Here is a 25,474-nt window from a genome sequence, read left to right on the forward strand (position 1 = left end):
TCGTCTTGAGCTACTGGTAACTAAAAAGGGAAATGCGCCAACATTTCCCTCCTGAAGCATAACAGGAAGCTTCGCCAATCCTTAAAAACAGCTGGCTTCCATTTTATTACCTCTAGATCTAAAAGTATGAAAAAATCGCTAACAACTGCGAAGCGACCCTCCCATGCCTTCAAAAAAGTCTTATTAATTATGAATTGGACCGCCTTACTGCTGCTGGCAGGTGTGCTCCAGGTATCTGCCAATGCGAAGGGGCAGGGAACGATAACTCTCCGGCTGAAAGAAACGGAGATCGCCAAAGTGCTCAGTAGTATTGAAAAACAAGGCGAATACCGGTTCCTGTATAACAACGCATTGAAAGACATCAGGAAGAAAGTGGATGTGGATGTGACCAACACACGTCTGGCTGACCTCATGAGCGAAATACTCAATAATACCGGCCTGAAATATAAAGTAATCGAGAATAACCTGGTGGTCATCATGGCCAACACAGGGGAATTGCAGGACATCAAAATTACCGGTAAGGTAACCAGTAAAGATGGAAACACACCGGTGCCCGGTGCTACCATCAGCATCAAGGGAACTTCCCGCGGAACGGTTACAGGGCCGGATGGCACCTATACGCTTACGGTGCCCGAAAACGCCACGCTGCTGGTATCCTTTATTGGCTTCACCAGCCAGGAAATACCGGTTAACAGCCGCTCTGTGATCAATATATCCCTGGTAGAATCAGTGAGCATGGTGGAACAGGTGGTGGTAGTGGGTTATGGCGTGCAACGTAAAGTAGATGTTACCGGCGCTATCAGCCAGGTTAAAGGAGAAGAAATCAATAAGCAACCCATTAATAACGCGGTAAGCGCCCTCCAGGGGAAAGTGCCCGGCGTAACCATTACCAATATGGGAAAACCCGGCGCAGCACCCGAAATCAAGATCCGCGGCACCGGTACCATATATGGCAGCGCCAACCCATTATATGTGGTGGATGGTGTATGGTATGATGATATCAACTTCCTCAACCCTGCCGATATCGAAAACATGAGTATCCTGAAAGATGCTTCCAGCGAAGCCATTTACGGGATACGCGCGGCAAACGGCGTAGTACTCATCACCACAAAAAAAGGGAAATCCGGAAAACCAGTCGTGAATTATAACGGCTATGTAGGCTATCAGAAAGTAACCAATGAGGTGAAAATGGCTGATGCCAGTCAGTATGCCACCCTGGTAAATGAACTGCAGGAACGTAATGATAAAGCCCCCCTGTTCGATGATCCTTCCCAGTTTGGAAAAGGCACCGACTGGTACCATCAAACCCTCCGGAATGCAATGGTAACCAATCACCAGTTGTCCCTAAGTGGTGGATCAGAAAAATCTACCTATAATTTCTCTATAGGTTATCTGCACCAGCAGGGTTTGGTGAATACCAACGACTTTACCCGCTACACCGCCCGGTTACAAAACGACTTCCAGGTATTTGAACCACTGAAGGTTGGTTACACAGTTACTGCGTCTGCCAATAAATCAAATGACGTTCCCGACTTTATCTGGCGCCAGTTGTACAGTGCCGGCCCTGTAGTACCGGTGCATTACGCCGATGGTACTTATGGGGATCCAAACGATTATAACCTCGGTGAAGGCGCAAACTTCAACCCACAGGCAACCCTCGACTTTTTCAACCAGTTCACCAAAAAACAAACCATTACAGGTAGTGTATATGCCGACCTGCGGTTTGCCAAACACTTTACTTTTCATACCAGCATCGGCGGTGAATACGGCGAAAACCTGATGCGCAACTATGTGCCCGTGTTTGCGGCTACCATTGCACAACGCGCCAACAACAGTAAACTCACCCGCGAAAATACCGACACCCGCAACTGGATCGTGGAAAATACACTGACCTATCAGAATAAATTCAAAGACCACGACCTGAGAGTATTGCTGGGCCAGGGCGCACAGCGCTATCAAACTTATAAGCTCACCGCCACGGCGCCTAATGTGCCGAATAACAGTGAAGGAGATATGTACCTGAAACTGGGCAGCACCGCCGGTAGGGAAATAACAGATGAAGGAGATATCTACACCGTATCCTCCTACTTTGGAAGGATCAATTATTCCTTTAAAAACAGGTACCTCCTCAATGCTTCGCTGCGTGCCGACGGCGCCTCCCGGTTCTATGGCGATCAACGCTGGGGTTATTTCCCCTCTGTAGGAGTGGGCTGGATCATCAGCGAGGAAAGCTTTATGAAGCAACAACATTTCTTCGATAACCTGAAACTGCGTGGCAGCTGGGGCCAGATAGGCAATGCCTCTGTTACTTCTAATATCTCCATATTGAGGGTAGCCCAGGATCCTTACCTCACTGCTGTCTTCGGTGGCAATGTATACACCGGCGCGAGTATCAACTCCGTAGTACCGCCTACTACCTATTGGGAAAAAGGCGTAGGTACGGATGTAGGATTGGAAGCCAGTATGCTTAACAACCGCTTGTACCTGGAAGCAGGTTACTATAACCGGAAAACAGTACGGGCCATTTTTGATGTAAACATTCCCGGTTCTGTGGGTACTAATTCCGGTACTATCATCGCCAACCAGGCCGATCTTCAGAACCGCGGCTTTGAATTTGCAGTAAGCTGGAAAAGCCAGATAAAGAAAGACTTTACCTACTCTGTTGGAGGTAACCTCGGTTATAACGAAAACAAAGTATTAAGCGTGGTATCCGGTAAAAATCCAATTTATGGCGGTGGTGGTGGTCTCACCAGTGGCGCACTGAGTACCCGTACCATGCTCGACAGGCCCATAGGTGAGTTTATAGGTTATATGGTAGATGGAATTTTCCAGACAGATGCGGAAGCACTAAACTCCGCACAACCCAAAGCAAGGGCAGGAGACTTTAAATACAGGGACGTAAGCGGACCAAAAGGCGTACCTGATGGCGTTATTGATGCGAACGACCGCGTGCCGCTGGGTAACCCTAATCCTCGCTTCAGCTATGGTATCAATACCTCCTTCACCTGGAAACAATTTGATCTTGCCCTCGATTTCCAGGGTGTGGCAGGTGTAGATGTATATAACGTAAACCTCGGTGCGCGTTTTGGTAATGAAAATTTCACGAAAGATTTTTACGATAAACGCTGGCATGGAGAAGGTACTTCCAATACCTATCCTTCTGCTTTCATTGGCGGCCGCGATAACTACCTGCCTAACTCTTTCTTCGTTGAAAACGGCAGCTACTTCAGGATCAGGAACATCCAGCTGGGATATAATTTCCCCGCTGCTATGACGGAAAAATGGGGCATGAAAAACCTGCGCGTATTTGCAAACGCACAGAACGCTTTCAACTTCTTCCAATACCGGGGATTCACACCGGAAATTGGCGGTAAGCCCAGGGAAGCCGGTATCGATAACAACGTATACCCACTCTACGCAACCTACAATTTTGGTGTAAATGTTACTTTCTGATAATAAAGCAGACTTGTTATGAAACGAAATACTCAACTTAATATACAACGTTTAGCCGGTGGCGTTATATTGCCGGCATTACTTGCCATCGCAGGTTGCGGGAAATCATTTCTCGATGTACCCCCACAGGGACAGCAACCCAGCGAGCAGTTCTGGAAAAATGAAGCAGATGCCACCAAAGCAGTAAATGCTATTTATGCCAATCTCCGCGAATGGAAACAGGTAGCATTTGCCGCCATCGCTATAGAAAGCCTGGGCTCCGATGACGCCGAAAAAGGAAGTAACGCATCCGACGCCAGCTTCCTCAATAAGTACGACGATTTTTCAGTGACTGCTACAGAAGGACAAATTCTTGATTACTGGAAATCACAATACCAGGAAATTAATTTCTGTAACCAGGTACTGGATAATATTCCTGCCATCAGTATGGACGACGCACTGAAAAACCGCTACCTCGCGGAAGCAAAATTCGTACGTGCCTATGCGTACTTCCGGCTGGTACGCGCCTTTGGCGATGTGCCCCTGCGCCTGAAAATACCAGTTGACGCCAGCGAATATAATTTACCGAGAACGCCAAAGGCAGAAGTATGGGCAGCTATTGAAAAAGACCTCACAGAAGCCGCAGCGGTATTGCCACCGGCATATCCCGCCTCCGACGCAGGACGTGCCACCAAAGGCGCCGCACTGGCCCTGCACGCAAAAGTAGCCATGTACCTCAAAAAATGGCCGGATGTGCTCAATTATACCAACCAGGTAATGGGACTGGGTTACACCCTGTATCCTAACTATGAGCAACTGTTCCGCATTGCGAATGAAAATTCCAAAGAATCCGTTTTTGAAATCCAGTGCCAGCTGATCCTGAATAGTAAAGATGCCTCTAATTCCCAGTACTCACAAATACAGGGAGTAAAAGGGGTTGTAGGCGGTGGCTGGGGCTTCAACGTTCCCACACAAAGCCTCGTAAGCGAGTATGAACCCGGCGATCCACGGAGAGATGCTACCATCATTTTCAGAGGGGAAACCACACCGGAAGGCGATCTTATACCACCTACCGGCGATAACCCGATGTTTAACCAGAAATCGTATGTGCCTTTCCGTTTGTTCGTAACCGGCTACACAGAAGGCGCTGATCAGAATGTTCGCGTGATCCGTTATTCGGAAGTGCTGCTCATGAATGCAGAAGCCGCCAATGAACAAGGTAATACTGCCCTGGCACTCACCTCGCTGAACGCTGTAAGGGCCCGTGCACGTGGCAACAACGCCGCCATTCTCCCGGATGTAACCACTACCGATAAAGTAGCATTACGCAATGCAATATGGCATGAGAGAAGAGTAGAACTGGCAATGGAAAACGACCGTTACTTTGATGTGATCCGCCAGGGAAGAGGCGCTGCCGTATTTGGTACTAAAGGCTTCGTGGCCGGAAAAAATGAGGTATGGCCTGTTCCGCAGAATGAAATTGATATCAGCGCAGGAACATTGACACAAAATGCGGGTTACTAATCTCTAATAAAACTATTATGAACTTCAGATATCAATCATACGTACTACTGGCAGCCATCACGCTGTTCATGTCGTCTTGCTATAAAAAGTTTGATGCCGACAGCTATAAACCGGCATTGTCTATCGGCGGTTATACCAGCGCCTCCGAAATTGCCCCGGGTAACCTGGTGGCCTACTGGGGATTCAACGACAACCTCACCGACAGCATCTCTAAAACAAACTGCGACAACAACGGTACCTCTTTCACCACAGGTATCAAAGACCGCGCCCTTAAAGGCGCAGATAAAGCATACGCACTGTTCACGCCAGGCACTTCTATCACCGGCCTCAAAGCATTTACTATCACGCTGTGGGTAAACAACCCGCAGAATACCGCCGGTATCGTAGGACTGCTTAGCCTCAGCAACACCAAAAGCTTCTGGGGCAACATCGATATCTTTTTTGAAAATGGCAGTACCGATACGAAGGCAGTATTGAAAATGCACGTAGCCAGCGCGCAGGGAGAAGCATGGCTGGGTAACTATGAGTTGCAGAATGTATGGGACAGGTGGACCAACCTCGCATTGTCTTATAACGGTGTGGATTCTTTTAAGATATACGTAAATGGATTAAGGATCGCCACGCATGTGATGAACGGAGCAGGTCCGATCCAGTTCGTGAACCCGGGCAAAATGGTGTTTGGTACCTCACAGTTCCAGACCGTTCCCAGTCTCACCTCTGAAGCTACGGCACAGGACTGGGCCAGCTACCTCACCGGTGGTCTGGATGAAGTGAGGATCTATAATAAAGCATTGGAAGAAGCAGATGTCAGCGCCCTGGTTAAACTGGAAGGGCGGGGTAAATAGTTTTATATGAAATGGATAGCTTGTTTATTATTGATAATAACAGCAGGCTGCAGTAAGAGCGGGGGCGACAATACGTCGCCTCCGCCCGTTACGCCGGCCTCCTTCAGCTTTCAGGCCCTGAGCGTGGATAGCGTGTCTGCCGGTTTTTCCTATTATGGTACCGGCACACAACCCGCTGTCAGGATTTCTTTCTCCGATGCAGTATTACGCAGCTCTGTTGCAGCTGCCTGCTCTTTTGCCGGTAAAAGTGGTGGTAACGTCCCATACAATGCAACGTGGGAGCATGGCGACAGTACCCTTGTGCTGAAACCCGTTGCGCCATTGTCTAACCTCACCGCCTATACGATTACAGCAGGCGCCGGCTTGTTGTCGGTGAAGAACGCCAAACTTCAGACGGCCGTTTCATTATCGCTGGTAACCGCTATAGATACTACCGATAAATTTCCACGGATCTCCGACGATGCACTGCTCACGCTGGTGCAACAGCAAACATTCAAATACTTTTGGGACTTCGGTCACCCGGTAAGCGGCCTCGCACGCGAAAGAAACACCAGCGGGGAAACCGTTACTTCCGGCGGCTCCGGCTTTGGTATCATGGCTATCATCACCGGCATAGAACGCCGCTTTATTACCCGCAGCGAAGGACTGGCACGCATACAAAAAATAACCACTTTCCTCGGCACAAAGGCGGCGCGCTTTCACGGCGCCTTCCCGCACTGGCTCAATGGCAGCACCGGCGCAGCTATTCCATTCAGCACAAAAGATAACGGCGCCGATCTCGTGGAAACATCCTATCTCATCCAGGGACTTTTAACCGCACGCCAATATTTTAAAAATGCAGATATAACGGAAACACAGCTACGAAATGATATCAACGCCATCTGTAATGCAGTGGAATGGAACTGGTTCAGGAAAGATAATGCACATGTGCTGTACTGGCACTGGAGCAACGAGTATAAGTGGGACATGAATATGCCGGTGAAAGGATGGAACGAATGCTTGATCACTTACATCCTCGCAGCCTCCGCGCAAACGCCGGTACCCAAAGCTACTTACGACAGCGGCTGGGCAAACAACGGCGCCATACGCAACAATAATTTGTATTACGATATAAAACTGCCGCTGGGACCCGCTTTGGGCGGACCGCTGTTTTTCTCGCACTACTCTTTCCTCGGCATCAATCCAAAAGGATTAAAAGATACTTATGCAGATTATGAAGAACAGGTAGTAAATCATACACGCATCAACTACGCCTATTGCCTTGCCAACCCGGGGAAAAACTATGGCTATGGCGCCGATTGCTGGGGCCTCACCGCCAGTGATATCCCCAACGGCTATACGGCGAGTTCGCCTGCTAATGATGTAGGCGTAATTGCACCCACTGCCGCTTTGTCGTCTTTCCCATATACGCCGCAGGAATCCATGCGGGCGCTGAAATTCTTCTATTACAAACTGGGCGATAAAATCTGGAAGGAATATGGCTTTACAGATGCGTTCTCTCTTCAGCATACCTGGTTTGCCAATTCATTCCTGGCCATCGATCAGGGACCGGTGATAGTAATGATAGAAAATCATCGCAGCGGATTATTGTGGAACCTGTTAATGAGCTGCCCGGAAATAAAAACCGGCATGCATAACCTGGGCTTTACCAGCCCACATCTCTGAAAAAGGAAGAATAATGAAATATATCCTGTTTATCGGCTGTTTGTTTTTCCTGCTGCAGCCGGCAATGGCACAAAAGAAAATTCCTGTTATCCGGCAAAAAATGTCGGACGAACAATTATTGGAACTGGTACAAAAACAAACCTTCCGTTACTTCTGGGATTTTGGTCACCCGGTATCCGGTATGGCGCGCGAACGCAGCAATAAATCCTTTGATTACGGCGACGAAGTAGTGACCACCGGTGGCACCGGCTTCGGCGTAATGGCGATCATCGTAGCCGCGGAACGTAAATGGATTACACGGGAAGCCGCCGCACAACGGCTCCTGAAAATAGTGAACTTCCTCCGGAAAGCAGATAGCTATCATGGCGTTTTCCCACACTGGCTGAATGGCGCAACCGGTAAAACAATTCCTTTCAGCCGTAAAGATGATGGCGGCGACCTGGTGGAAACATCCTTCCTGTTTCAGGGGCTTCTTTGCGCTCGTCAGTATTTCAGCAACGACTCACCAACGGAAACGGAGCTACGAAATAAGATCAACTGGACCTGGAATGAAACGGAATGGAACTGGTACACGCAGGGCGGACGCAATGTATTGTACTGGCACTGGAGCCCCAACAATGGCTGGAGTATGAACCACGAAATCAAGGGATGGAACGAATGTCTTATTACTTATGTACTGGCCGCTTCCTCTCCCCGTTACGCCATCAACCCGGAAGTATATCACCAGGGCTGGGTGAACAATATTTATTTCAGGAACGATCGTACCTTTTATGGCATCAAACTCCCGCTGGGATTTGATTACGGCGGACCGCTGTTTTTCTCTCACTACTCGTTCCTCGGGTTAAATCCACACGGATTAAAAGACCGATACGCCGATTACTGGGAACAAAACCTGCATCATACGCTTATCAACCGCGAACACTGCGTTCGCAATCCAAAAGGATTTAAAGGATACGGCGCCAACTGCTGGGGACTCACCGCGAGCGACACTTATGACGGGTATAATGCACATTCACCTGAGAACGACTGGGGCACTATCACACCCACCGCAGCACTATCCGCGTTCCCCTACACGCCTGAATATTCCATGCAGGCGCTCAAACATTTTTACTACGACCTGGGCGATAAGATCTGGACAGCGTACGGCTTTACCGATGCATTTAACGAAACAAAGCAATGGTACGCATCTTCACATCTGGCCATTGATCAGGGCCCTATTGTGGTGATGATTGAAAACTACCGCACCGGTTTGTTGTGGAAGTTGTTTATGAGTTGCCCGGAAATTAAAGAGGGATTGAAGAAACTTGATTTTGAAACTACGGTAAAATAGTTATGATGAGAAGATGGATATATGCGCTGGTGATCATGTTCATATGCATGGATACAACTGCGCAAACTACCTATTGTAACCCGGTGAATATTGATTACGGTTATTGCCCTATTCCCAACTTTACTACCTGGGGGAAACACCGCGCCACTGCCGATCCGGTGATTGTAAATTACAAAGGCGACTACTACCTGTTTTCCACCAATCAATGGGGATACTGGTGGAGCCCGGACCTGCTCAACTGGCATTTTGTGGAAAGGAAATTCCTGAAGCCGTATCATCATGTATACGATGAACTATGCGCTCCTGCGGCATGGGTAATGGGTGACACGTTGCTCGTATTCGGCTCTACCTATACCAGCGACTTCCCCATCTGGATGAGCACCAATCCCAAAGGAAATGAGTGGAAAGAAGCGATCGACTCCCTGCAGATAGGCGGCTGGGACCCTGCTTTTTTTGCAGATGATGACGGCCGTTTGTATATGTACAACGGCAGCAGTAACCGGTATCCTTTATATGGTGTGGAAATGAATCGCAGCACGCTGCAACCAAAGGGTACGAGAAAAGAAATGTACCTGCTGGAGCCGGATCGCTATGGCTGGCAACGGTTTGGGGAAAACCTGGATAATACTTTCCTGGACCCGTTTATTGAAGGCGCCTGGATGACAAAGCACCACGGAAAATATTACCTGCAATACGGCGCGCCCGGAACTGAGTTCAGTGGCTATGCCGATGGGGTAGTGGTAGGCGATCATCCGCTGGGGCCCTTTACGCCGCAATCAGACCCCGTTTCGTATAAGCCTGGGGGTTATGCCCGTGGCGCCGGTCATGGCGCTACATTCCAGGATAATAAAGGATTCTGGTGGCATGTGTCTACAATGGTAATTGCTGTGAAAAACAGCTTTGAACGCCGTATCGGCTACTGGCCCGCCGGTTTTGATAAAGAAGACGTGATGTTTTGTAACACCTCTTTCGGCGATTACCCGCATTATATTTCGAGAAGCGCCGATACCACCGCTTTTGATAACGCAGGATTTACCGGCTGGATGCTGCTGAATTATAACAAACCAGTTACCGTATCTTCCGTGTATGGCGGGTATCTTCCCAATAACGCCGTAGATGAAAGCATAAAAACATACTGGAGTGCGGCCACCGGCAACAAAGGCGAATGGATACAGACAGACCTCGGAAAAGTTAGCCGCGTTAATGCAGTACAGGTAAATTATGCGGATCAGGATGCACCATTTTTAGGTAAACAAACGGATATCTATCACCAGTATATACTTTTGTTTTCGGAAGATGGAAAGCATTGGAAGATGCTGGCCGATAAAAGCAAACAACGGAAAGATGTACCGCACGATTATATCGAATTAACAAAACCGGTGCAGGCGCGTTATATCAAAATGGAAAACATCCATATGCCCGGCGGAAAATTCGCGCTCAGCGGACTAAGGGTATTTGGCAACGGCAACGGCGCGGTACCGGATACGGTGAAAGACCTGTTGGTGCTTCGCACGGAGAAGGATAAACGAAGTGCGTGGATCAAATGGTCGCCGGTAGACAATGCGTATGCATACAATATTTACACAGGTACCTCACCGGATAAATTGTACAGCTGTATCATGGTGCATAACAACAACGATTATTACTTCAAAGGCATGGACAAAGACCGCCCCTATTATTTTTGTATAGAGGCCATCAATGAAAACGGCGTATCTGCCAGAACAAAAGTGATAAAAGCAGAATAAAACAAACAGTATGAAACATAAACATACCCTTTTGAAAAGCGCGCTGATGGCGCTGGCCCTGTCAGCCGCCGGCCAGGTGCAGGCGCAAACAACAGACGCGAAAATGAACACGTTTGTGAGCGCGCTGATGGGAAAAATGACATTGGAAGAAAAGATCGGGCAGCTGAACTTACTCACACCAGGTGGTGGCGTGCTTACCGGTTCAGTGGTAAGCAGTGATGTGGAGGCAAAGATCAGCAAAGGCAATGTAGGCGGTTTGTTTGGCGTGATCGGTGTGGAAAAGATCCGGCAGGCGCAGGAACTGGCGGTCACCAAAAGCAGGCTTAAAATTCCGCTGATCTTTGGGTCGGATGTGATTCACGGCTACAAAACTACTTTTCCTATTCCGCTGGGATTGTCCTGTAGCTGGGATTTGCCGCTGATTGAACACAGCGCCCGGCTGGCGGCAACAGAAGCCAGCGCCGATGGTCTTTGCTGGGTGTACTCCCCGATGGTGGATATCGCCCGTGACCCGCGCTGGGGCCGCGTTGCGGAAGGCTCCGGGGAAGATACTTATCTCGGTTCAAAAATAGCCGCCGCTATGGTGCATGGCTACCAGGGCAACCGGTTGGGTGAGAAGAACAGTGTGATGGCGTGTGTAAAACACTTCGCCCTGTATGGCGCTGCCGAAGCAGGCAGGGATTATAACACCACCGATATGAGCCGCATCAAAATGTATGAATACTACCTGCCACCGTATAAAGCGGCCATAGATGCCGGCGCCGGTAGCGTCATGACCTCCTTCAACGAAATTGATGGTATCCCCGCTACGGCCAACAAATGGCTGCTGACAGACCTGCTCCGCAAACAATGGGGCTTTAAAGGCTTTGTGGTAACGGATTACACCGCTATCAATGAAATGATAGCGCATGGCCTGGGCAACCTGCAAACCGTATCGGCGCTGGCATTAAAAGCCGGTGTGGATATGGACATGGTAGGCGAAGGTTTTGTTACCACCTTGCAACAATCCCTGAAGGAACATAAAGTAACGCTTACTGAAATCAATGATGCCTGCCGCCGGGTGCTGGAAGCAAAATACAAACTCGGCCTGTTTGAAGATCCCTACCGCTACTGCAACACAACTACCGCCACCAAAGAAGTGTTGAGCGCAGATAAAAGACAGGCGGCAAGGGAACTGGGCGCCCGCTCCTGCGTGTTGCTGAAAAATGACCGGCAAACATTGCCCCTGAAAAAATCAGGTACCATCGCACTGGTAGGACCACTGGCCAATAATAAAAGTAATATGCTGGGCACCTGGGCCGTAAGTGGCGATGCGCAACTGTCCGTACCTGTACTGGACGGTGTGAAACAGGTAGCCGGCAGTGGTGTGAATATCCTCTACGCCAAAGGCGCTAACATCAGCGATGATACCAGCTTTGCCAAAAAAGTAAATGTATTTGGCGAAAGAATAGATATCGATACCCGCACACCGGAACAGCTGCTCACAGAAGCACTTACCACCGCCGCCAAAGCGGATGTAGTGGTAGCCGTGGTTGGCGAAGCATCGGAAATGAGCGGAGAGGCCGCCAGCAGGTCAGATATCGGTATTCCTGAAAGTCAGCGCAAACTGTTAGCCGCACTGGCGCAAACCGGCAAACCGCTGGTAGTAGTGCTCATGAGCGGCCGGCCGCTCACCCTCACCACCGAAAATGAACAGGCTACTTCCCTGCTGGAAGTATGGTTCCAGGGTCATGAAGCAGGTAACGCCATTGCAGATGTACTCTTCGGAAATTACAACCCTTCCGGTAAACTCACCATGAGCTTCCCCCGGAATGTAGGCCAGATCCCGATCTACTATAATTATAAAAATACCGGCCGTCCGCAGCCGGAAGGACCCACACAGAAATTTCGTTCCAACTACCTCGATGTGGCCAACGATCCGCTGTTTCCTTTTGGGTATGGCCTCAGCTACACCACCTTTAAGTATGAAGGACTTACGCTCAGCGCCAATAAAATAAGCAGCGGCAAAACCATCGACGTAGCCTTTAAGCTCACCAACACCGGCGCTTACGCCGGCGAGGAAATAGTACAGCTGTACCTGAGAGACTGGGAAGCATCCGTTACCAGGCCGGTGAAAGAGCTGAAAGATTTTCAGAAGATAAAACTGCAGCCGGGAGAAAGCAAAACCATTCACTTCACGATCGACAAGGAAAAGCTGTCGTTTTTTAACAGCCAGTTGCAATGGGCAGCCGAACCGGGTACATTCGACCTGATGATTGGCGCCTCTTCCGCCGATATCAGGCTGAAAAACACCTTTGAATTATTGTAAGGCGCATATGGTTTATTAATGGTTAAAAGAAGCAGGGTCGCCAGGAAAGGCGGCCTTTTGCTTTTGGGGTGCTGAAAGCTTATATTTGAGAACTGACCATTAGCATTTATTATATGGAACCCATCACTGCAATACAACTAAAAAGTATTCCTGCTCTCAAAGAGGTGCCGCTGGAACAGCTGCAGTGGCTGATCTCCCAGTCGGAAGAAAAACTGGTGCCGGAAGGCGAACTAATGTTTAAAGCCGGCGATCCGGTGATCGCCACCATCATTGTGATTTCAGGAAAGGTACGCATCTCCGCCACCATCAACGGGCATTACCGGGAAATTGTGGAACTGAACGACGACAATATTACCGGCTGGCTGCCCTTTTCCCGCGTGAAAAATGCAATGGGAAATGGCTTGTGCCTGAAAGATACCAGGATCCTGATTTGCCCGGCGGAAAAGATCAAAGCGCATATTGAACAGCATTACGAACTAACGGAGGCACTGGTGCATATCATGACAAGCCGCGTGCGGGAAACCACTTCCTCGCAGCAGCAGAACGAAAAAATGATGGCGCTGGGAAAATTGTCCGCGGGCCTGGCCCATGAACTGAATAACCCGGTAGCCGCCATTTGCAGAAGCTCGGATAAACTCTTTGAAAATATCAGCCATATTCCCGCGATATTTAAAGAGATGGCTGCGCTGTGTTTATCACAGGAACAGGCCACCGCTATTGTTGACAACCTGCAGCAGTGGTGGAGCAACAAGCCATCAAAAGCGCCATCCCTACTGGAACTATCTGATAAAACAACTGCTATCGAAGACTGGCTGGAGAGCAAAAACATCTCCCGGATAGAAATAGCAGAAATACTGGCGGAATATGGTGTGGAAACTACCACGCTGGATGATTTCAGCCGGCAGTTTGATCCCGCCCACCTGGATGTGATCTTCAGCTGGATACATGGTGCACTGGAAGCCAACAGGATGGTAGGCGACCTGCAGATATCTTCAAAAAGAATATCCGACCTGGTAAGCGCCGTGAAAAGATATACTTACATGGACCAGGAGCCGGATAAACAATTCATCGATATCCACAGCGGTATCAGCAACACGCTCACCATGCTGGATTACCGCCTCAAAAAAGGCAATGTGGAACTGGTGGAAAATTTTGATACCTCGCTACCAAAAATAAAAGCGCTGCCCGGAGAACTGAACCAGGTATGGACCAACCTCGTGGATAATGCGCTGGACGCAATGGAGCCCGCTAAAAAAGGACGGCTGGAAATAGCCACCACAAAGGACCGCCAGTGCGTGCATGTAACCATCACTGATAATGGGCCTGGTATCCCGGAGGAAATACAGTCGCGCATATTTGAACCTTTTTTTACCACCAAAGACCTGGGAAAAGGAACGGGGCTGGGATTGGATGTAGTATCGCAAATTGTACAGCGTCATCGCGGATCTGTGAAACAAACCTCCGTACCCGGTAAAACCATTTTTACCATTTCATTTCCCATAGAGAATAATTAATGTAGAAGATATGAGTCTGCCCATAATATTTGTTATAGATGATGATAGACAGGTGCTGAACGCCATCACGCAGGACCTGAAATCGTACTACAGGAAGTCGTACCGCATATTAAGTACGCTTTCTGCCAACGAAGCGCTGCAAAGCCTGGTGGAACTGAAAAACAGGAACGACACTGTAGCCATATTTATTTCCGATCAGCGGATGCCGGAAATGGAAGGTGTCGACTTTTTGCAGCAGGCAATGGAAATATTTCCCGCCGCTAAGCGGGTATTACTCACCGCTTACTCCGATACCAACGCCGCTATAAAAGCCATCAATGAACTAAGGCTGGATTACTATCTCCAGAAACCCTGGGACCCGCCGGAAGAAAAGCTGTATCCCGTTATCAATGATCTGCTGGACGACTGGCAAACCGACTACCGGCCCGAATTTCAGGGGATAAAAGTAGTAGGTTATCCTTTTTCGTCAGATGCCTACCGCATGAAGGAATTTTTAGCGAGCAACCTGATTCCCTATCATTCCATTGATGCTAACAGCGATGAAGGAAAATTGCTGTTGCAGCTGAATAACCTGGATACATCCGCTTTACCCTTGGTAATACTGGAAAATGGCGAAGTAATGACGGCCCCCGCCATTATTGATATTGCGGCGAAAATTGGATTGAATCCTACGCTGAAAAACGAGATCTACGATGTAGTGATCATCGGCGCCGGTCCTGCAGGATTGGCCGCCTCCGTATACGGCGCCTCCGAAGGATTAAAAACCCTGCTGATAGAACGCCATGCACCCGGCGGACAGGCAGGCACCAGTTCCCGTATTGAAAACTACCTGGGCTTCCCTTCGGGATTGAGCGGCGCAGAACTCACCCGCCGCGCAATTACGCAGGCCACCAGGTTTGGTACGGAATTCTTATCGCCACAATCTGTAAAAGAAATCAAGCTTAAAGCAGATTACAAAATTGTTTGCCTGGAAAACGGCACAGAAATACATGCACGCGCTGTTGTAATCACCACGGGGGTAGATTACCGCAAGCTGGACACCGTTGGCATAGAAAAGTTCACCGGGGCAGGGATCTACTACGGCGCCGCTACCACGGAAGCCGCCTCCTGCCGCGACCGCAGCGTGTACATCCTGGGAGGCGGTAACTCCGCCGGCCAGGCAGCAGTGTACCTGTCTAAGTTCGCAAAGGAAGTATTCATCCTTATCCGGAAAGAAAATCTCAACGCTACCATGTCGTCGTACCTGATAGACCAAATCCGGGATATCCCCAATATCAGTATTCTGAACAACAGTGAAATAGTGGAGGCTTCGGGCACCGACCGGCTGGGAAAGCTGAAGATAGAAAACCTGCAGACACATGAAGTAAAAGAGGTGCCTGCGGATGCGTTATATATTTTTATTGGCGCCAGACCTTACACCGATTGGCTGGGAGATCTCATCATCAAAGATGAAAAAGGCTATGTGCAAACCGGCAGGGAAATGAAATCATTTGATTATTTTGGTAAACTCTGGAAGCTCACCCGCGAACCCTATCTGCTGGAAACCAGCTGTCCCGGCATCTTTGCTGCCGGTGATGTACGGTCCGGCGCTATGAGCCGCGTGGCCTCCGCCGTAGGAGAAGGCTCCATGAGTATTAGCCTGGTGCATAAGTACCTGGCAGAAGTTTAAAATCTTTTTTATGGCTTTATGTTCACACCTTGAAGCAATTACCGAAGTAAAAGTTAGCGCCGACCATGTTTGCGAAGAATGCGTAAAACATCATGGTAAATGGCTGCACCTGCGTACCTGTCAAACCTGCGGCGTTACGCTTTGTTGCGACGACTCGCCCGCAAAGCACATGACGCAGCATTATCATCAAACGGATCATCCGGTGATATCTTCTGCGGAGCCGGGAGAACAGTGGTTGTGGTGTTATAAAGACGGGGCGTTTGCGGAGTATTAAATAAAAAAAGAGGAAGGCAATCGTCTTCCTCTTACACTACCGTTACTTTCACGCCCATATCTTCCATTTTCTTAACAATATGTCCGGAGATACCGCTGTCGGTAATCACTTCATCTATTTCTTCCAGGGAACAAATGCGCCCGAAGCCCCGCTTTCCGAATTTGCTGGAATCAGCGAGTACAATGGTTTTCTGCGCCGTAGCCATCATTTTCTGGTTCAGGTGCGCTTCCATAATATTGGTGGTGGTGAGCCCAAACTCCAGGTCGATACCATCCACGCCGAGGAACAATTTACTACAGGAGAAATCTTCCAGAATTTTTTCTGCATATGATCCGGTAACAGAAGTAGAGCTGTTACGGAGATGTCCGCCAAGCTGGATCACTTCAATCTCCGGCCGGCGTAGCAATTCCAGCGCTACGTTCAGCGCGCCGGTTATTACGGTAAGATGCCCTTTGGGTTGGATATTTTTTGCCAGCGCCTGTACAGAAGTACCGGAGGCTATAATAATAGCATCATTCGGCACGATGAGTGCGGCGGCAGCCTGCCCTATATTTTGTTTTTCCTCCCGGCGGATATTTTCCTTTTCATTCACCGGTTTGTCCATTGTATATGGATTGTGAACCGTAGCGCCTCCGTGTGAACGGAATAACAGCGACTTGTCCTCCAGCAGCTTGAGATCTTTTCGTATAGTCACGCCCGATACATCCAGCTCCTTACATAGCTCCAGTACATTAACATATCCTTTCTCGTGCAGTTTGCCGAGAATAAACTTATGACGTTCCGCAATATTGATCATAGACATATCAGATAAAAATAACGTATTAAAGTGTGTTGACACGGGATAATCTGAAAAAAAAAGCTCCTTACAAATATCCGGTAATTTTATTTCAATTAGTTAACTATGGTTACATATTGGCCGGTTAATATCCTTCATTTTCATCTTATTAAATAAAATATGAAATAAAATGAAGTTATAGAGATGTTATAATTATATGTAATAATATTGATTTATAGTAATTTATATTTTTCTTTTTATTTCTTTTCCACTCATCAATAACTTTTTCACCTTTTTCATTTTATTTTATACTTTGGTTTCGAATTATTTCTTTTTGTTTTTATTACTATTGCAAAGAAAACAAATGAAACTAATTAAAAGCTATAGGGAGATAAAATGAAAAGAACTGAATCAATCAGGCAATTAAAGGAAGCCGGTGAACAACCGTGGGATCTTATCATTATAGGCGGTGGAGCTACCGGTCTTGGTATCGCTATGGATGCTGCCACCAGGAATTACAGGACCTTGTTGCTGGAACAGGCCGATTTTGCCAAAGGAACTTCCAGTCGCAGTACCAAACTGGTACACGGCGGCGTAAGATACCTGGCGCAGGGCGATATCGCCCTCGTACGGGAAGCCCTGTACGAAAGAGGACTGCTGCTTAATAATGCCCCGCACCTGGCCCACAACCAGCAATTTATCATCCCGCAGTATAACTGGTGGCAGGGCCCCTTTTATACCATTGGCCTCAAGATTTATGATCTCCTGTCCGGAAAACTGAGCCTCGGACGCTCCCGGCATATCGGCAGGGCAGAAGTGATCAACAGGCTGCCTACCATCCGGAAAGAAGGACTGAAAGGAGGAATCGTTTATCACGACGGACAGTTTGATGATGCCCGCCTGGCAGTAGATATCGCACAAACTGCCGCTGAAAACGGCGCAGTGCTGCTCAACTACTTCAAAGTAAACGGCCTCGTTAAAAACAGCGCCGGCAAAATAAGCGGCGTACGTACGCAGAACCTGGAAACCAATGAAACCTTTACACTCCACGCTAAAACAGTGATCAACGCCACCGGCGTATTTGTAGACGAAGTACTGCAACTGGATAACCCGGCAGCGCCCAATATGGTGAAACCCAGTCAGGGTGTACACCTGGTGCTGGATCCTTCTTTCCTCAACAGCAAAAGCGCTATCATGATCCCGAAAACGGACGATGGCCGCGTTTTGTTTGCAGTGCCCTGGAATAACAAAGTACTGCTGGGAACCACCGATACACCGCTCGATGAACACAGCATGGAACCCATCGCACTGGAAGAAGAGATCAGCTTTATCTTAAACACCGCAGGCAAATACCTCGATCGCCCACCGAAACGTGAAGATGTACTCAGCGTATTCGCCGGATTACGCCCGCTGGCAGCGCCACAAAAAGAAACCGGCAGCACAAAGGAAATTTCCCGCAGTCATAAAATACTGGTAGCACCTTCCGGACTGATTACCATCACCGGCGGCAAATGGACCACCTTCCGCAGGATGGCAGAAGATACAGTTGATCAGGCAATTAAAACCGGCGGACTGGTACCGGTAGGATGCAAAACAAAATCACTGCATATCCACGGGTACCAGCAACAACCTTCTGCGCCCGCACCGCTGGATGTATACGGCAGCGACGCCGCCAGGATACAGGCATTTATATCGCTGTATCCCGAAATGAAAGAACAGCTGCACCCACGCCTGCCTTACATCAAAGCGCAGGTGATCTGGGCCGTGAAGCATGAAATGGCCCAAACCGTGGAAGATGTGCTGGCCAGGCGTTTGCGCGCACTCTTCCTGGATGCGCAGGCCGCTATAGACATGGCGCCCGCAATAGCCGCTGTCATGGCCGCAGAAATGGACAAAGACATCACCTGGCAACAAAAACAGGTGAAGGATTTTATACAGGTAGCACAACACTATCTCCTGAAAAATGGCACTACCTATAAACAACTGAAGGTTACGGCATAGACTAAACGAAAAAACATCCACGTAAAAATCCACGTAGAAAAAGAAAAACATGATCAGATACATTATGGCAATGGATCAGGGCACAACCAGCTCACGGGCCATTATCTTCGACAAAGCCGGCGCAATTATTTCCACGGCGCAGAAAGAATTTACACAACTGTTCCCGCAACCCGGATGGGTGGAACACGATCCCGCTGAAATATGGAGCAGCCAGATCGGCGTAGCCACAGAAGCAATGGCGAAAGTAGGACTGGAAGGCGGTAACATCGCTGCCATTGGCATCACCAATCAACGGGAAACCACCCTGGTATGGGACCGTGAAAGCGGTAAGCCGGTGTACAATGCCATCGTGTGGCAGGACAGGCGCACCGCAGGTTTCTGCGACGATCTCAAAGCTGCGGGCAAAGAAACGCTGGTACGCGAAAAAACGGGTCTTGTTATTGACGCCTACTTCTCCGGAACAAAAATCAGGTGGATCCTGGATAATGTGCCCGGGGCACGGGAACGCGCCAACGAAGGCAAGCTGGCTTTCGGAACGGTAGACGCCTGGCTGATCTGGAACCTCACCCACGGCGCGGTGCATGCAACCGATATCACCAATGCCTCCCGCACCATGCTGTTTAATATCCACACGCAGGCATGGGACAATGAACTGCTGGCCATGCTGGATATCCCGGCATCTATGCTGCCGGAAGTAAAACAGTCCAGCGAAGTATGCGGCGAAACCGCCCCCGGCATCTTCGCCGTACAGATCCCCATTGCAGGCATTGCCGGCGATCAGCACGCAGCCCTCTTCGGACAAATGTGTACTGCTCCCGGCATGGTGAAAAACACCTATGGCACCGGTTGTTTTATGCTGATGAACATCGGCGATACACCCATCATCAGCAAAAATAATCTCCTCACCACAGTAGCCTGGAAAGTAAACGGCCAGGTACAGTACGCACTCGAAGGCAGCATCTTTATCGCCGGCGCTATTGTACAGTGGCTGCGCGACGGTCTCGGTATCATCCGGGCCTCTTCTGAAGTGGAAGCACTGGCCGCCAGCGTGGAACAAAACGACGGCGTATACCTGGTACCTGCCTTTGCAGGACTGGGCGCCCCGCACTGGGACCAGCACGCACGCGGCACACTCGTAGGCATGACACGCGGCACCAACGCTGCGCACATTGCACGCGCCGCACTGGAAAGTATCGCCTATCAAACAATGGAAGTGCTGAAAGCAATGGAAGCAGATGCCAACATCAGCATAAAGGAATTAAGAGTAGATGGCGGCGCTACCGGCAACAATCTGTTGATGCAGTTCCAGGCAGATATCCTGGAAACAAAAGTAGTGCGCCCGGGCATTACAGAAACAACCGCCCTGGGAGCAGCCTATCTTGCCGGACTGGCCACCGGCTACTGGCAGAACCTGGAGGAGATTGCCAGCCAGTGGAAAATGGAAAAATGCTTCTCTCCAAAATTAGAACAGGAACAACGGCAGCAATGGATCAATGGATGGAACCGCGCAGTAAACGCCGCAAAAGCATGGGCTCACCAATAAAATTATAAACTATGTATCCTTATTTAGCTGAATTAATAGGTACCGCCTTATTGCTGCTGCTGGGAAACGGCGTGGTAGCCAACGTGGTACTGCATCAAACCAAAGGTAACAGCAGCGGCTGGATCGTGATCACCACCGGCTGGGCACTGGCCGTATTTGTTGGAGTAGTGTTCGCCGGCCCTTATAGCGGCGCACACCTTAATCCCGCTGTTACCATCGCACTGGCAGCAGCCGGTAAGTTCAACTGGGCAGAGGTGCCTTTGTTTATTGCCATGCAAATGCTGGGCGCTATGCTGGGCACTACACTGGTATGGCTCAATTACAAAGATCATCTCAATAACACACCGGACAAGGGATTACAGCGTGCCGTGTTTTGCACGGAGCCGGCTATACGAAATACCTGGCGCAACTTCATCTGCGAAGCTACCGGCACCTTTGTATTACTTTTTACCATCTTCTATTTTACCACTGCAGAAGTAGGACCGGAGAAAACGCCTATGGGCCTGGGCTCTCTCGGCGCACTGCCGGTTATGCTGCTGGTATGGTCTATCGGGTTATCCCTGGGAGGTACTACCGGCTACGCCATCAATCCGGCCAGGGATCTGGGTCCGCGTATCATGTATGCACTGCTGCCTATAAAAGGAAAAGGACACAGCGACTGGAACTATTCCTGGGTGCCCGTTTTCGGACCACTGGCCGGCGCTGTACTCGCCGCTTCATTATACCTGTTACTGAAGTAAATAACGTTTACCGATATACGCAATTAATAACACGTTAGAACCACGCACAATGAGAAAAAAGATCAATATCAGTCTTATAGGCAGCGCAATGGCAGTAGCTGCTGTATGCGCCTTTGGCGCCTGCAAAACAACCAAAACAACCACTGCTGCAAAAAGCGGGTATCCTTCTTTTTATACAGTAGGACATCGCGGCACGAGGGGCCTGATGCCGGAGAATACCATTCCCGCGATGTACCGCGGATTGACTGAAGGCGCCAATACCATTGAGTTTGATGTGCATATCACCAAAGACGGACAGGTAATGGTATACCACGATGCCTCGTTTACGCCATCGTATACCACCATGCCGGATGGAAAAGATATCCCCGCGGAGAAACACACGGACTATGTTTTTTACCAGATGAACTATGCTGACATCCGCCCGTTTATCATTGGTGAAAAACCATACCCGGCCTACCCGGAGCAACAGCACATGCGCTCCTACGCACCACTGCTGTCTGAAATGATAGACTCCGTGGAAGCCTATACGAAAGCGCATCACCTGTCAGCGCCTTATTATCTGCTGGAAATAAAATCTTCCGAAAAAACAGATGGTAAAGAACAACCGGCGCCGGAAGCGTATATAGACAAACTGATGGCCGTAAAACAATTACAACCACTTGGAAAACGGCTGCTGGTGCAGTCTTTCGACATGCGTCCACTACAGGTACTGCACCGCAGGTATCCTGATATGGCACTTGGATTTCTGACAGCTGATAAAAAGAACGGGTTAGATCAACACCTGGCACAACTGGGCTTTACCCCGTTTTTCTATAATCCATACTATAAGCTGGTAACACCGGAGCTGGTGAGCAAATGCCACGCTAAAAATATTAAGATTGTTCCGTGGACAGTGGACGATGTTAACGAAATGAAAAAACTGAAAGCACTGGACGTTGATGGTATTATTACCGATTATCCAAACAGGTTACGCGAAGCAGGGCTCTGACCATTATTTATCTACCAGAATACTAACAAAAAAAACAAACACACTTATGAAATTCTTTTCACGATTCTGCCTGTTAAAGCCGGCGACTTTCCTGTTGCTGTGTATCGGGATCATCGGCGCCGGCAGCTTATCCCTGCAGGCGCAGGATATTCCCGTTACCGGTAAGGTAACCGCCGCCAACGGCACTCCATTGATAGGAGTGAACGTCCAGGTAGCGGGAACCAGCCGTGGCGCTGCCACCGATGTAAACGGTGCTTTTAAACTCAAGGCACCTAAAGACGCTACACTGAAATTCACCTTTATAGGCTACCTGCCCAAAGAGGTGAAAGTAAAATCTGCTACTGTACTGGTAGTACTGCAGGAAGATATTCAAAAACTAAACGACGTAGTGGTAGTAGGTTATGGTACGCAGAAAAAAGCCACCCTCACCGGCGCCATTACTACTGTAAATATGGTGGACAAGGAAGGCCAGCCGCTTACCAACGTGAGTAATGCATTGCACGGCGTACCCGGCGTATTCGCTAACCTGAGCAACAGCCAGCCGGGTGTGGATCGCAGCACCATCCGCATCAGGGGAGTGAATACCTTTGGCAGCACCGATTCCAGGGCCAACGACCCGCTGGTATTGGTAGATGGTATTGAATACGCTATGGATGAACTCAATCCAAACGATATTGAAACGGTTACTGTACTGAAAGACGCCGCTGCAGCCATTTACGGCTCCCGCGGTTCCAACGGCGTTATCCTCGTTACCACTAAAAAAGGAAGAGGTAGTTCCCGCGTTAACTACAGTTACTACTACGGTCAGCAGAAAGCTACTTACCTGCCGGATGTAATCACCGATCCTATCGTTTACATGAAACTGAAAAACCAGGCGCTCATCAATGAAGATAAAGCGATTGAATACAAGGATGCCGATATTGAAGAGTATCAGAAAGGAATGGCTACAGATCCTTTCACCTATCCCGCAAACGATTGGTATAAAATTGCGCTGAAAAACGGCGTGATCCAAAAACATGACCTGAGCATTTCCGGTAGTTCTGATAAATACCAATACCGCCTGTCACTTGGTTATCTCGACAGGAACGGTATCCTTTTCGGACCAGGCAACCATGAAAAGAAATATTCTGTCGGACTGAATGCTTCGATGGAGGTATCCAAACGTTTGCGCGCCGGTATCACGATGGATGGTTATTACAGAACCTACACCACGCCGTTTTATACAGATACGTGGACTTACCTGGCCCGTACATTGCCTATTCTCACAGATACGCTGGCAGATGGCCGCTATGGTAATACCTGGCTCAGAACCGCCGGCCGTAACAATTGGGAAAACCCACGTATGCTGGCATACAACGGTTTACAGACCAAACAGATCCAACGCTTCCTGACTACCGTTTTTGCAGAGTATAAACTGCCTTTTGATATCAACTATAATATCAAATTCGGTGTGGATAAATATGATGGCTTGCTCAGCGGCTTTACACCACGTATGCAAACCTTTAATCCGAAAACAGGCGCCGCCATCAACTGGAACAGCCCGGCTACTGCACCACGGTCAGCTAAAACGGATTATAATGATATGAACATCCATTTTTATAACACGCTCGACTGGAAACACCAGTTTAAAGAGAAACATAACCTCTCTGCTATGCTGGGCGCGAGTTACGATAACTTCGATTCAGACTCATGGGCAGCCAGTATGTATGGTTACCTGGACGGGCGACTGGATGCTTTAAGCGCAGGTACCACCTGGAACGCTACCTCAGGAAATCTTACCCGCGATGTACTGGAATCTTATTTTGGTCGTGTTAACTACGATTACGATGGTAAATACCTGTTGGAAGCTACCTTCCGTTATGATGGTTCCAGCCGCCTCGGAAGACATAGCCGCTGGGCGTTTTTCCCTTCTGTATCCGCCGGCTGGCGCATTGATAAAGAAGCTTTCTTTCATTCTGATTTCATCAACGTGCTGAAGCTGCGCGCTTCCGCCGGTAAATTAGGTAACCAGGCCATTGCACTATACACTACAGAACCAACAGTAAATCTTGGTCAAGACTATAGTTTCGGCGGCATATTAAATTCCGGAGCGGGAAAAGTTGCAGATGCGGATTCTACCCTCCGGTGGGAAATTACAAACACTTACAATGTTGGCCTTGATGTTAACCTGTGGAATAATCGTATAGGCCTTACCGTTGATGCGTATAAGAAACGCACAAATGGTATCCTCCGTGAAGTGGGTATGCCTTCCCAGGTGGGTAATCTTGCCGGCGCCAAACAGAATGTAGGTACGGTAGATAATACAGGTCTTGAGGTAACTGCGCAATACCGTGATCATATCGGTGAAGTGGATTTGAATGTGTATGGAAGCGTGGCTTACAATAAAAATGAAGTAGTAGACCTGCATGGTGAGATTATTTATGGTACAGGTACCATTACGCAGGCAGGATCTCCTATTGAGTCTTTTTATATACTACAGGCAGAAGGTATTTTCCAGAGCCAGGCAGAAATAGCTGCCAGTGCAAAACAATCTGCCAATACAAAACCAGGCTATATCAAATTTAAGGATGTTAATAACGATGGCATTATCAATGGCGATGATCGTGTAATTGTGAACAGCTCTTCATCTGTACCAAAGTATACTTATGGTTTCGGATTTAATGTAGGCTATAAGGGGATTACACTCAGCGCTGCATTTCAGGGTATTGGCGGTGTAAAGGTATTGCCTACTGCCAACCTTGCCTATCCGTTCAACAATGGCGCCAATGCTACCTGGCAATGGACAAGAGATGCGTGGACGCCTGAAAAACCAGATGCACGTTTACCAATCGTAACCACCAGCACCGGCAGCATCGATAATTTCCAGCGCTCTACTTTCTGGTTAAGGGATAACTCCTACCTGAGAATGAAGAACATCCAGTTGGGTTACGCGCTGCCACAGCAATGGCTGTCGAAAGCAAAGATCCAGAAAGTGAGTGTGTTTATCAATGCGGAAAACCTGCTTACTTTCTCCCGTTATAAAGATTTCGATCCGGAATCCATACTGGATCAAACCACGTTGTATACTTATCCAATGTTGAAAACCTTTAACGGTGGTATTAACGTTACCTTCTAAACATCC

Annotated in this window: 16 protein-coding genes; 15 read left to right on the forward strand and 1 reads right to left on the reverse strand. The window is 48.8% G+C overall.

Translation table 11 applies throughout. The features are described 5' to 3' along the window. The first annotated feature begins 189 nt into the window (after window positions 1-189). From ACMXI2_RS02620 to ACMXI2_RS02665, 10 genes are all read left to right on the forward strand, one after another. Window positions 190-3,453, forward strand: coding sequence for a TonB-dependent receptor (locus ACMXI2_RS02620; protein ID WP_483780171.1), 3,264 nt, complete (start codon window positions 190-192; stop codon window positions 3,451-3,453). A gap of 18 nt (window positions 3,454-3,471) precedes the next feature. Then, on the forward strand, window positions 3,472-4,956 hold the full coding sequence (locus ACMXI2_RS02625) for a RagB/SusD family nutrient uptake outer membrane protein (protein ID WP_483780172.1): 1,485 nt from the start codon (window positions 3,472-3,474) through the stop codon (window positions 4,954-4,956). Window positions 4,957-4,973: 17 nt separating this feature from the next. After that, window positions 4,974-5,801, forward strand: a complete 828-nt coding sequence (locus ACMXI2_RS02630; protein ID WP_483780173.1) for a LamG-like jellyroll fold domain-containing protein — start codon at window positions 4,974-4,976, stop codon at window positions 5,799-5,801. Window positions 5,802-5,807: 6 nt separating this feature from the next. Beyond that, window positions 5,808-7,466 carry a glucoamylase family protein gene (locus tag ACMXI2_RS02635; RefSeq protein WP_483780174.1) on the forward strand — a complete coding sequence of 553 codons (1,659 nt, stop codon included), beginning with the start codon at window positions 5,808-5,810 and terminating at the stop codon, window positions 7,464-7,466. 13 nt (window positions 7,467-7,479) lie between these two features. After that, entirely contained in the window at window positions 7,480-8,796 is a 1,317-nt protein-coding gene (locus tag ACMXI2_RS02640; RefSeq protein WP_483780175.1) for a glucoamylase family protein, read from the forward strand. A gap of 5 nt (window positions 8,797-8,801) precedes the next feature. Beyond that, complete coding sequence (locus ACMXI2_RS02645) at window positions 8,802-10,541, forward strand: family 43 glycosylhydrolase (RefSeq protein ID WP_483780176.1); 1,740 nt, start codon at window positions 8,802-8,804, stop codon at window positions 10,539-10,541. Window positions 10,542-10,551: 10 nt separating this feature from the next. Then, entirely contained in the window at window positions 10,552-12,849 is a 2,298-nt protein-coding gene (gene bglX, locus ACMXI2_RS02650; protein ID WP_483780177.1) for a beta-glucosidase BglX, read from the forward strand. A gap of 113 nt (window positions 12,850-12,962) precedes the next feature. Further along, window positions 12,963-14,363, forward strand: a complete 1,401-nt coding sequence (locus ACMXI2_RS02655; protein ID WP_483780178.1) for an ATP-binding protein — start codon at window positions 12,963-12,965, stop codon at window positions 14,361-14,363. 10 nt (window positions 14,364-14,373) lie between these two features. Further along, window positions 14,374-16,032 (forward strand): NAD(P)/FAD-dependent oxidoreductase, encoded by a 1,659-nt coding sequence (locus ACMXI2_RS02660; protein WP_483780179.1) that lies wholly within the window; start codon window positions 14,374-14,376, stop codon window positions 16,030-16,032. 10 nt (window positions 16,033-16,042) lie between these two features. Then, the gene (locus ACMXI2_RS02665; protein ID WP_483780180.1) at window positions 16,043-16,306 is read left to right on the forward strand and encodes a UBP-type zinc finger domain-containing protein; all 264 of its coding nucleotides are present in this window, start codon (window positions 16,043-16,045) and stop codon (window positions 16,304-16,306) included. A gap of 31 nt (window positions 16,307-16,337) precedes the next feature. Here ACMXI2_RS02665 and ACMXI2_RS02670 read toward each other — a convergent pair whose 3' ends face one another. Further along, window positions 16,338-17,108, reverse strand: coding sequence for a DeoR/GlpR family DNA-binding transcription regulator (locus ACMXI2_RS02670; protein ID WP_483780181.1), 771 nt, complete (start codon window positions 17,106-17,108; stop codon window positions 16,338-16,340). Between the two features lie 369 nt (window positions 17,109-17,477). On the opposite strand from ACMXI2_RS02670, the gene ACMXI2_RS02675 reads away from it, so the two are divergent. From ACMXI2_RS02675 to ACMXI2_RS02695, 5 genes are read left to right on the forward strand one after another with little or no spacing between them, the layout of a single operon-like run. Then, window positions 17,478-19,082, forward strand: coding sequence for a glycerol-3-phosphate dehydrogenase/oxidase (locus tag ACMXI2_RS02675; RefSeq protein WP_483780182.1), 1,605 nt, complete (start codon window positions 17,478-17,480; stop codon window positions 19,080-19,082). Window positions 19,083-19,131: 49 nt separating this feature from the next. Next, window positions 19,132-20,625, forward strand: a complete 1,494-nt coding sequence (glpK, locus tag ACMXI2_RS02680) for a glycerol kinase GlpK (protein ID WP_483780183.1) — start codon at window positions 19,132-19,134, stop codon at window positions 20,623-20,625. An 11-nt stretch (window positions 20,626-20,636) separates the two neighbouring features. Then, window positions 20,637-21,365 carry an MIP/aquaporin family protein gene (locus tag ACMXI2_RS02685; RefSeq protein WP_483780184.1) on the forward strand — a complete coding sequence of 243 codons (729 nt, stop codon included), beginning with the start codon at window positions 20,637-20,639 and terminating at the stop codon, window positions 21,363-21,365. 49 nt (window positions 21,366-21,414) lie between these two features. Beyond that, entirely contained in the window at window positions 21,415-22,353 is a 939-nt protein-coding gene (locus ACMXI2_RS02690) for a glycerophosphodiester phosphodiesterase family protein (protein WP_483780185.1), read from the forward strand. Window positions 22,354-22,399: 46 nt separating this feature from the next. Further along, window positions 22,400-25,468: a SusC/RagA family TonB-linked outer membrane protein gene (locus ACMXI2_RS02695; protein ID WP_483780186.1), complete on the forward strand. Its 3,069-nt coding sequence runs from the start codon at window positions 22,400-22,402 to the stop codon at window positions 25,466-25,468. Window positions 25,469-25,474: the final 6 nt, after the last annotated feature.

This window comes from Chitinophaga sp. G7 BAM 1005 (genome assembly GCF_057126945.1).

Coding starts and splice junctions, on each gene's coding strand:
- ACMXI2_RS02670 (WP_483780181.1), bottom strand. CDS start 17,108: ATGTCTATGATCAATATTGCGGAACGTCATAAGTTTATTCTCGGCAAA.
- ACMXI2_RS02640 (WP_483780175.1), top strand. CDS start 7,480: ATGAAATATATCCTGTTTATCGGCTGTTTGTTTTTCCTGCTGCAGCCG.
- bglX (WP_483780177.1), top strand. CDS start 10,552: ATGAAACATAAACATACCCTTTTGAAAAGCGCGCTGATGGCGCTGGCC.
- ACMXI2_RS02665 (WP_483780180.1), top strand. CDS start 16,043: ATGGCTTTATGTTCACACCTTGAAGCAATTACCGAAGTAAAAGTTAGC.
- ACMXI2_RS02635 (WP_483780174.1), top strand. CDS start 5,808: ATGAAATGGATAGCTTGTTTATTATTGATAATAACAGCAGGCTGCAGT.
- glpK (WP_483780183.1), top strand. CDS start 19,132: ATGATCAGATACATTATGGCAATGGATCAGGGCACAACCAGCTCACGG.
- ACMXI2_RS02630 (WP_483780173.1), top strand. CDS start 4,974: ATGAACTTCAGATATCAATCATACGTACTACTGGCAGCCATCACGCTG.
- ACMXI2_RS02685 (WP_483780184.1), top strand. CDS start 20,637: ATGTATCCTTATTTAGCTGAATTAATAGGTACCGCCTTATTGCTGCTG.
- ACMXI2_RS02645 (WP_483780176.1), top strand. CDS start 8,802: ATGAGAAGATGGATATATGCGCTGGTGATCATGTTCATATGCATGGAT.
- ACMXI2_RS02655 (WP_483780178.1), top strand. CDS start 12,963: ATGGAACCCATCACTGCAATACAACTAAAAAGTATTCCTGCTCTCAAA.
- ACMXI2_RS02660 (WP_483780179.1), top strand. CDS start 14,374: ATGAGTCTGCCCATAATATTTGTTATAGATGATGATAGACAGGTGCTG.
- ACMXI2_RS02620 (WP_483780171.1), top strand. CDS start 190: ATGAATTGGACCGCCTTACTGCTGCTGGCAGGTGTGCTCCAGGTATCT.
- ACMXI2_RS02625 (WP_483780172.1), top strand. CDS start 3,472: ATGAAACGAAATACTCAACTTAATATACAACGTTTAGCCGGTGGCGTT.
- ACMXI2_RS02690 (WP_483780185.1), top strand. CDS start 21,415: ATGAGAAAAAAGATCAATATCAGTCTTATAGGCAGCGCAATGGCAGTA.
- ACMXI2_RS02675 (WP_483780182.1), top strand. CDS start 17,478: ATGAAAAGAACTGAATCAATCAGGCAATTAAAGGAAGCCGGTGAACAA.
- ACMXI2_RS02695 (WP_483780186.1), top strand. CDS start 22,400: ATGAAATTCTTTTCACGATTCTGCCTGTTAAAGCCGGCGACTTTCCTG.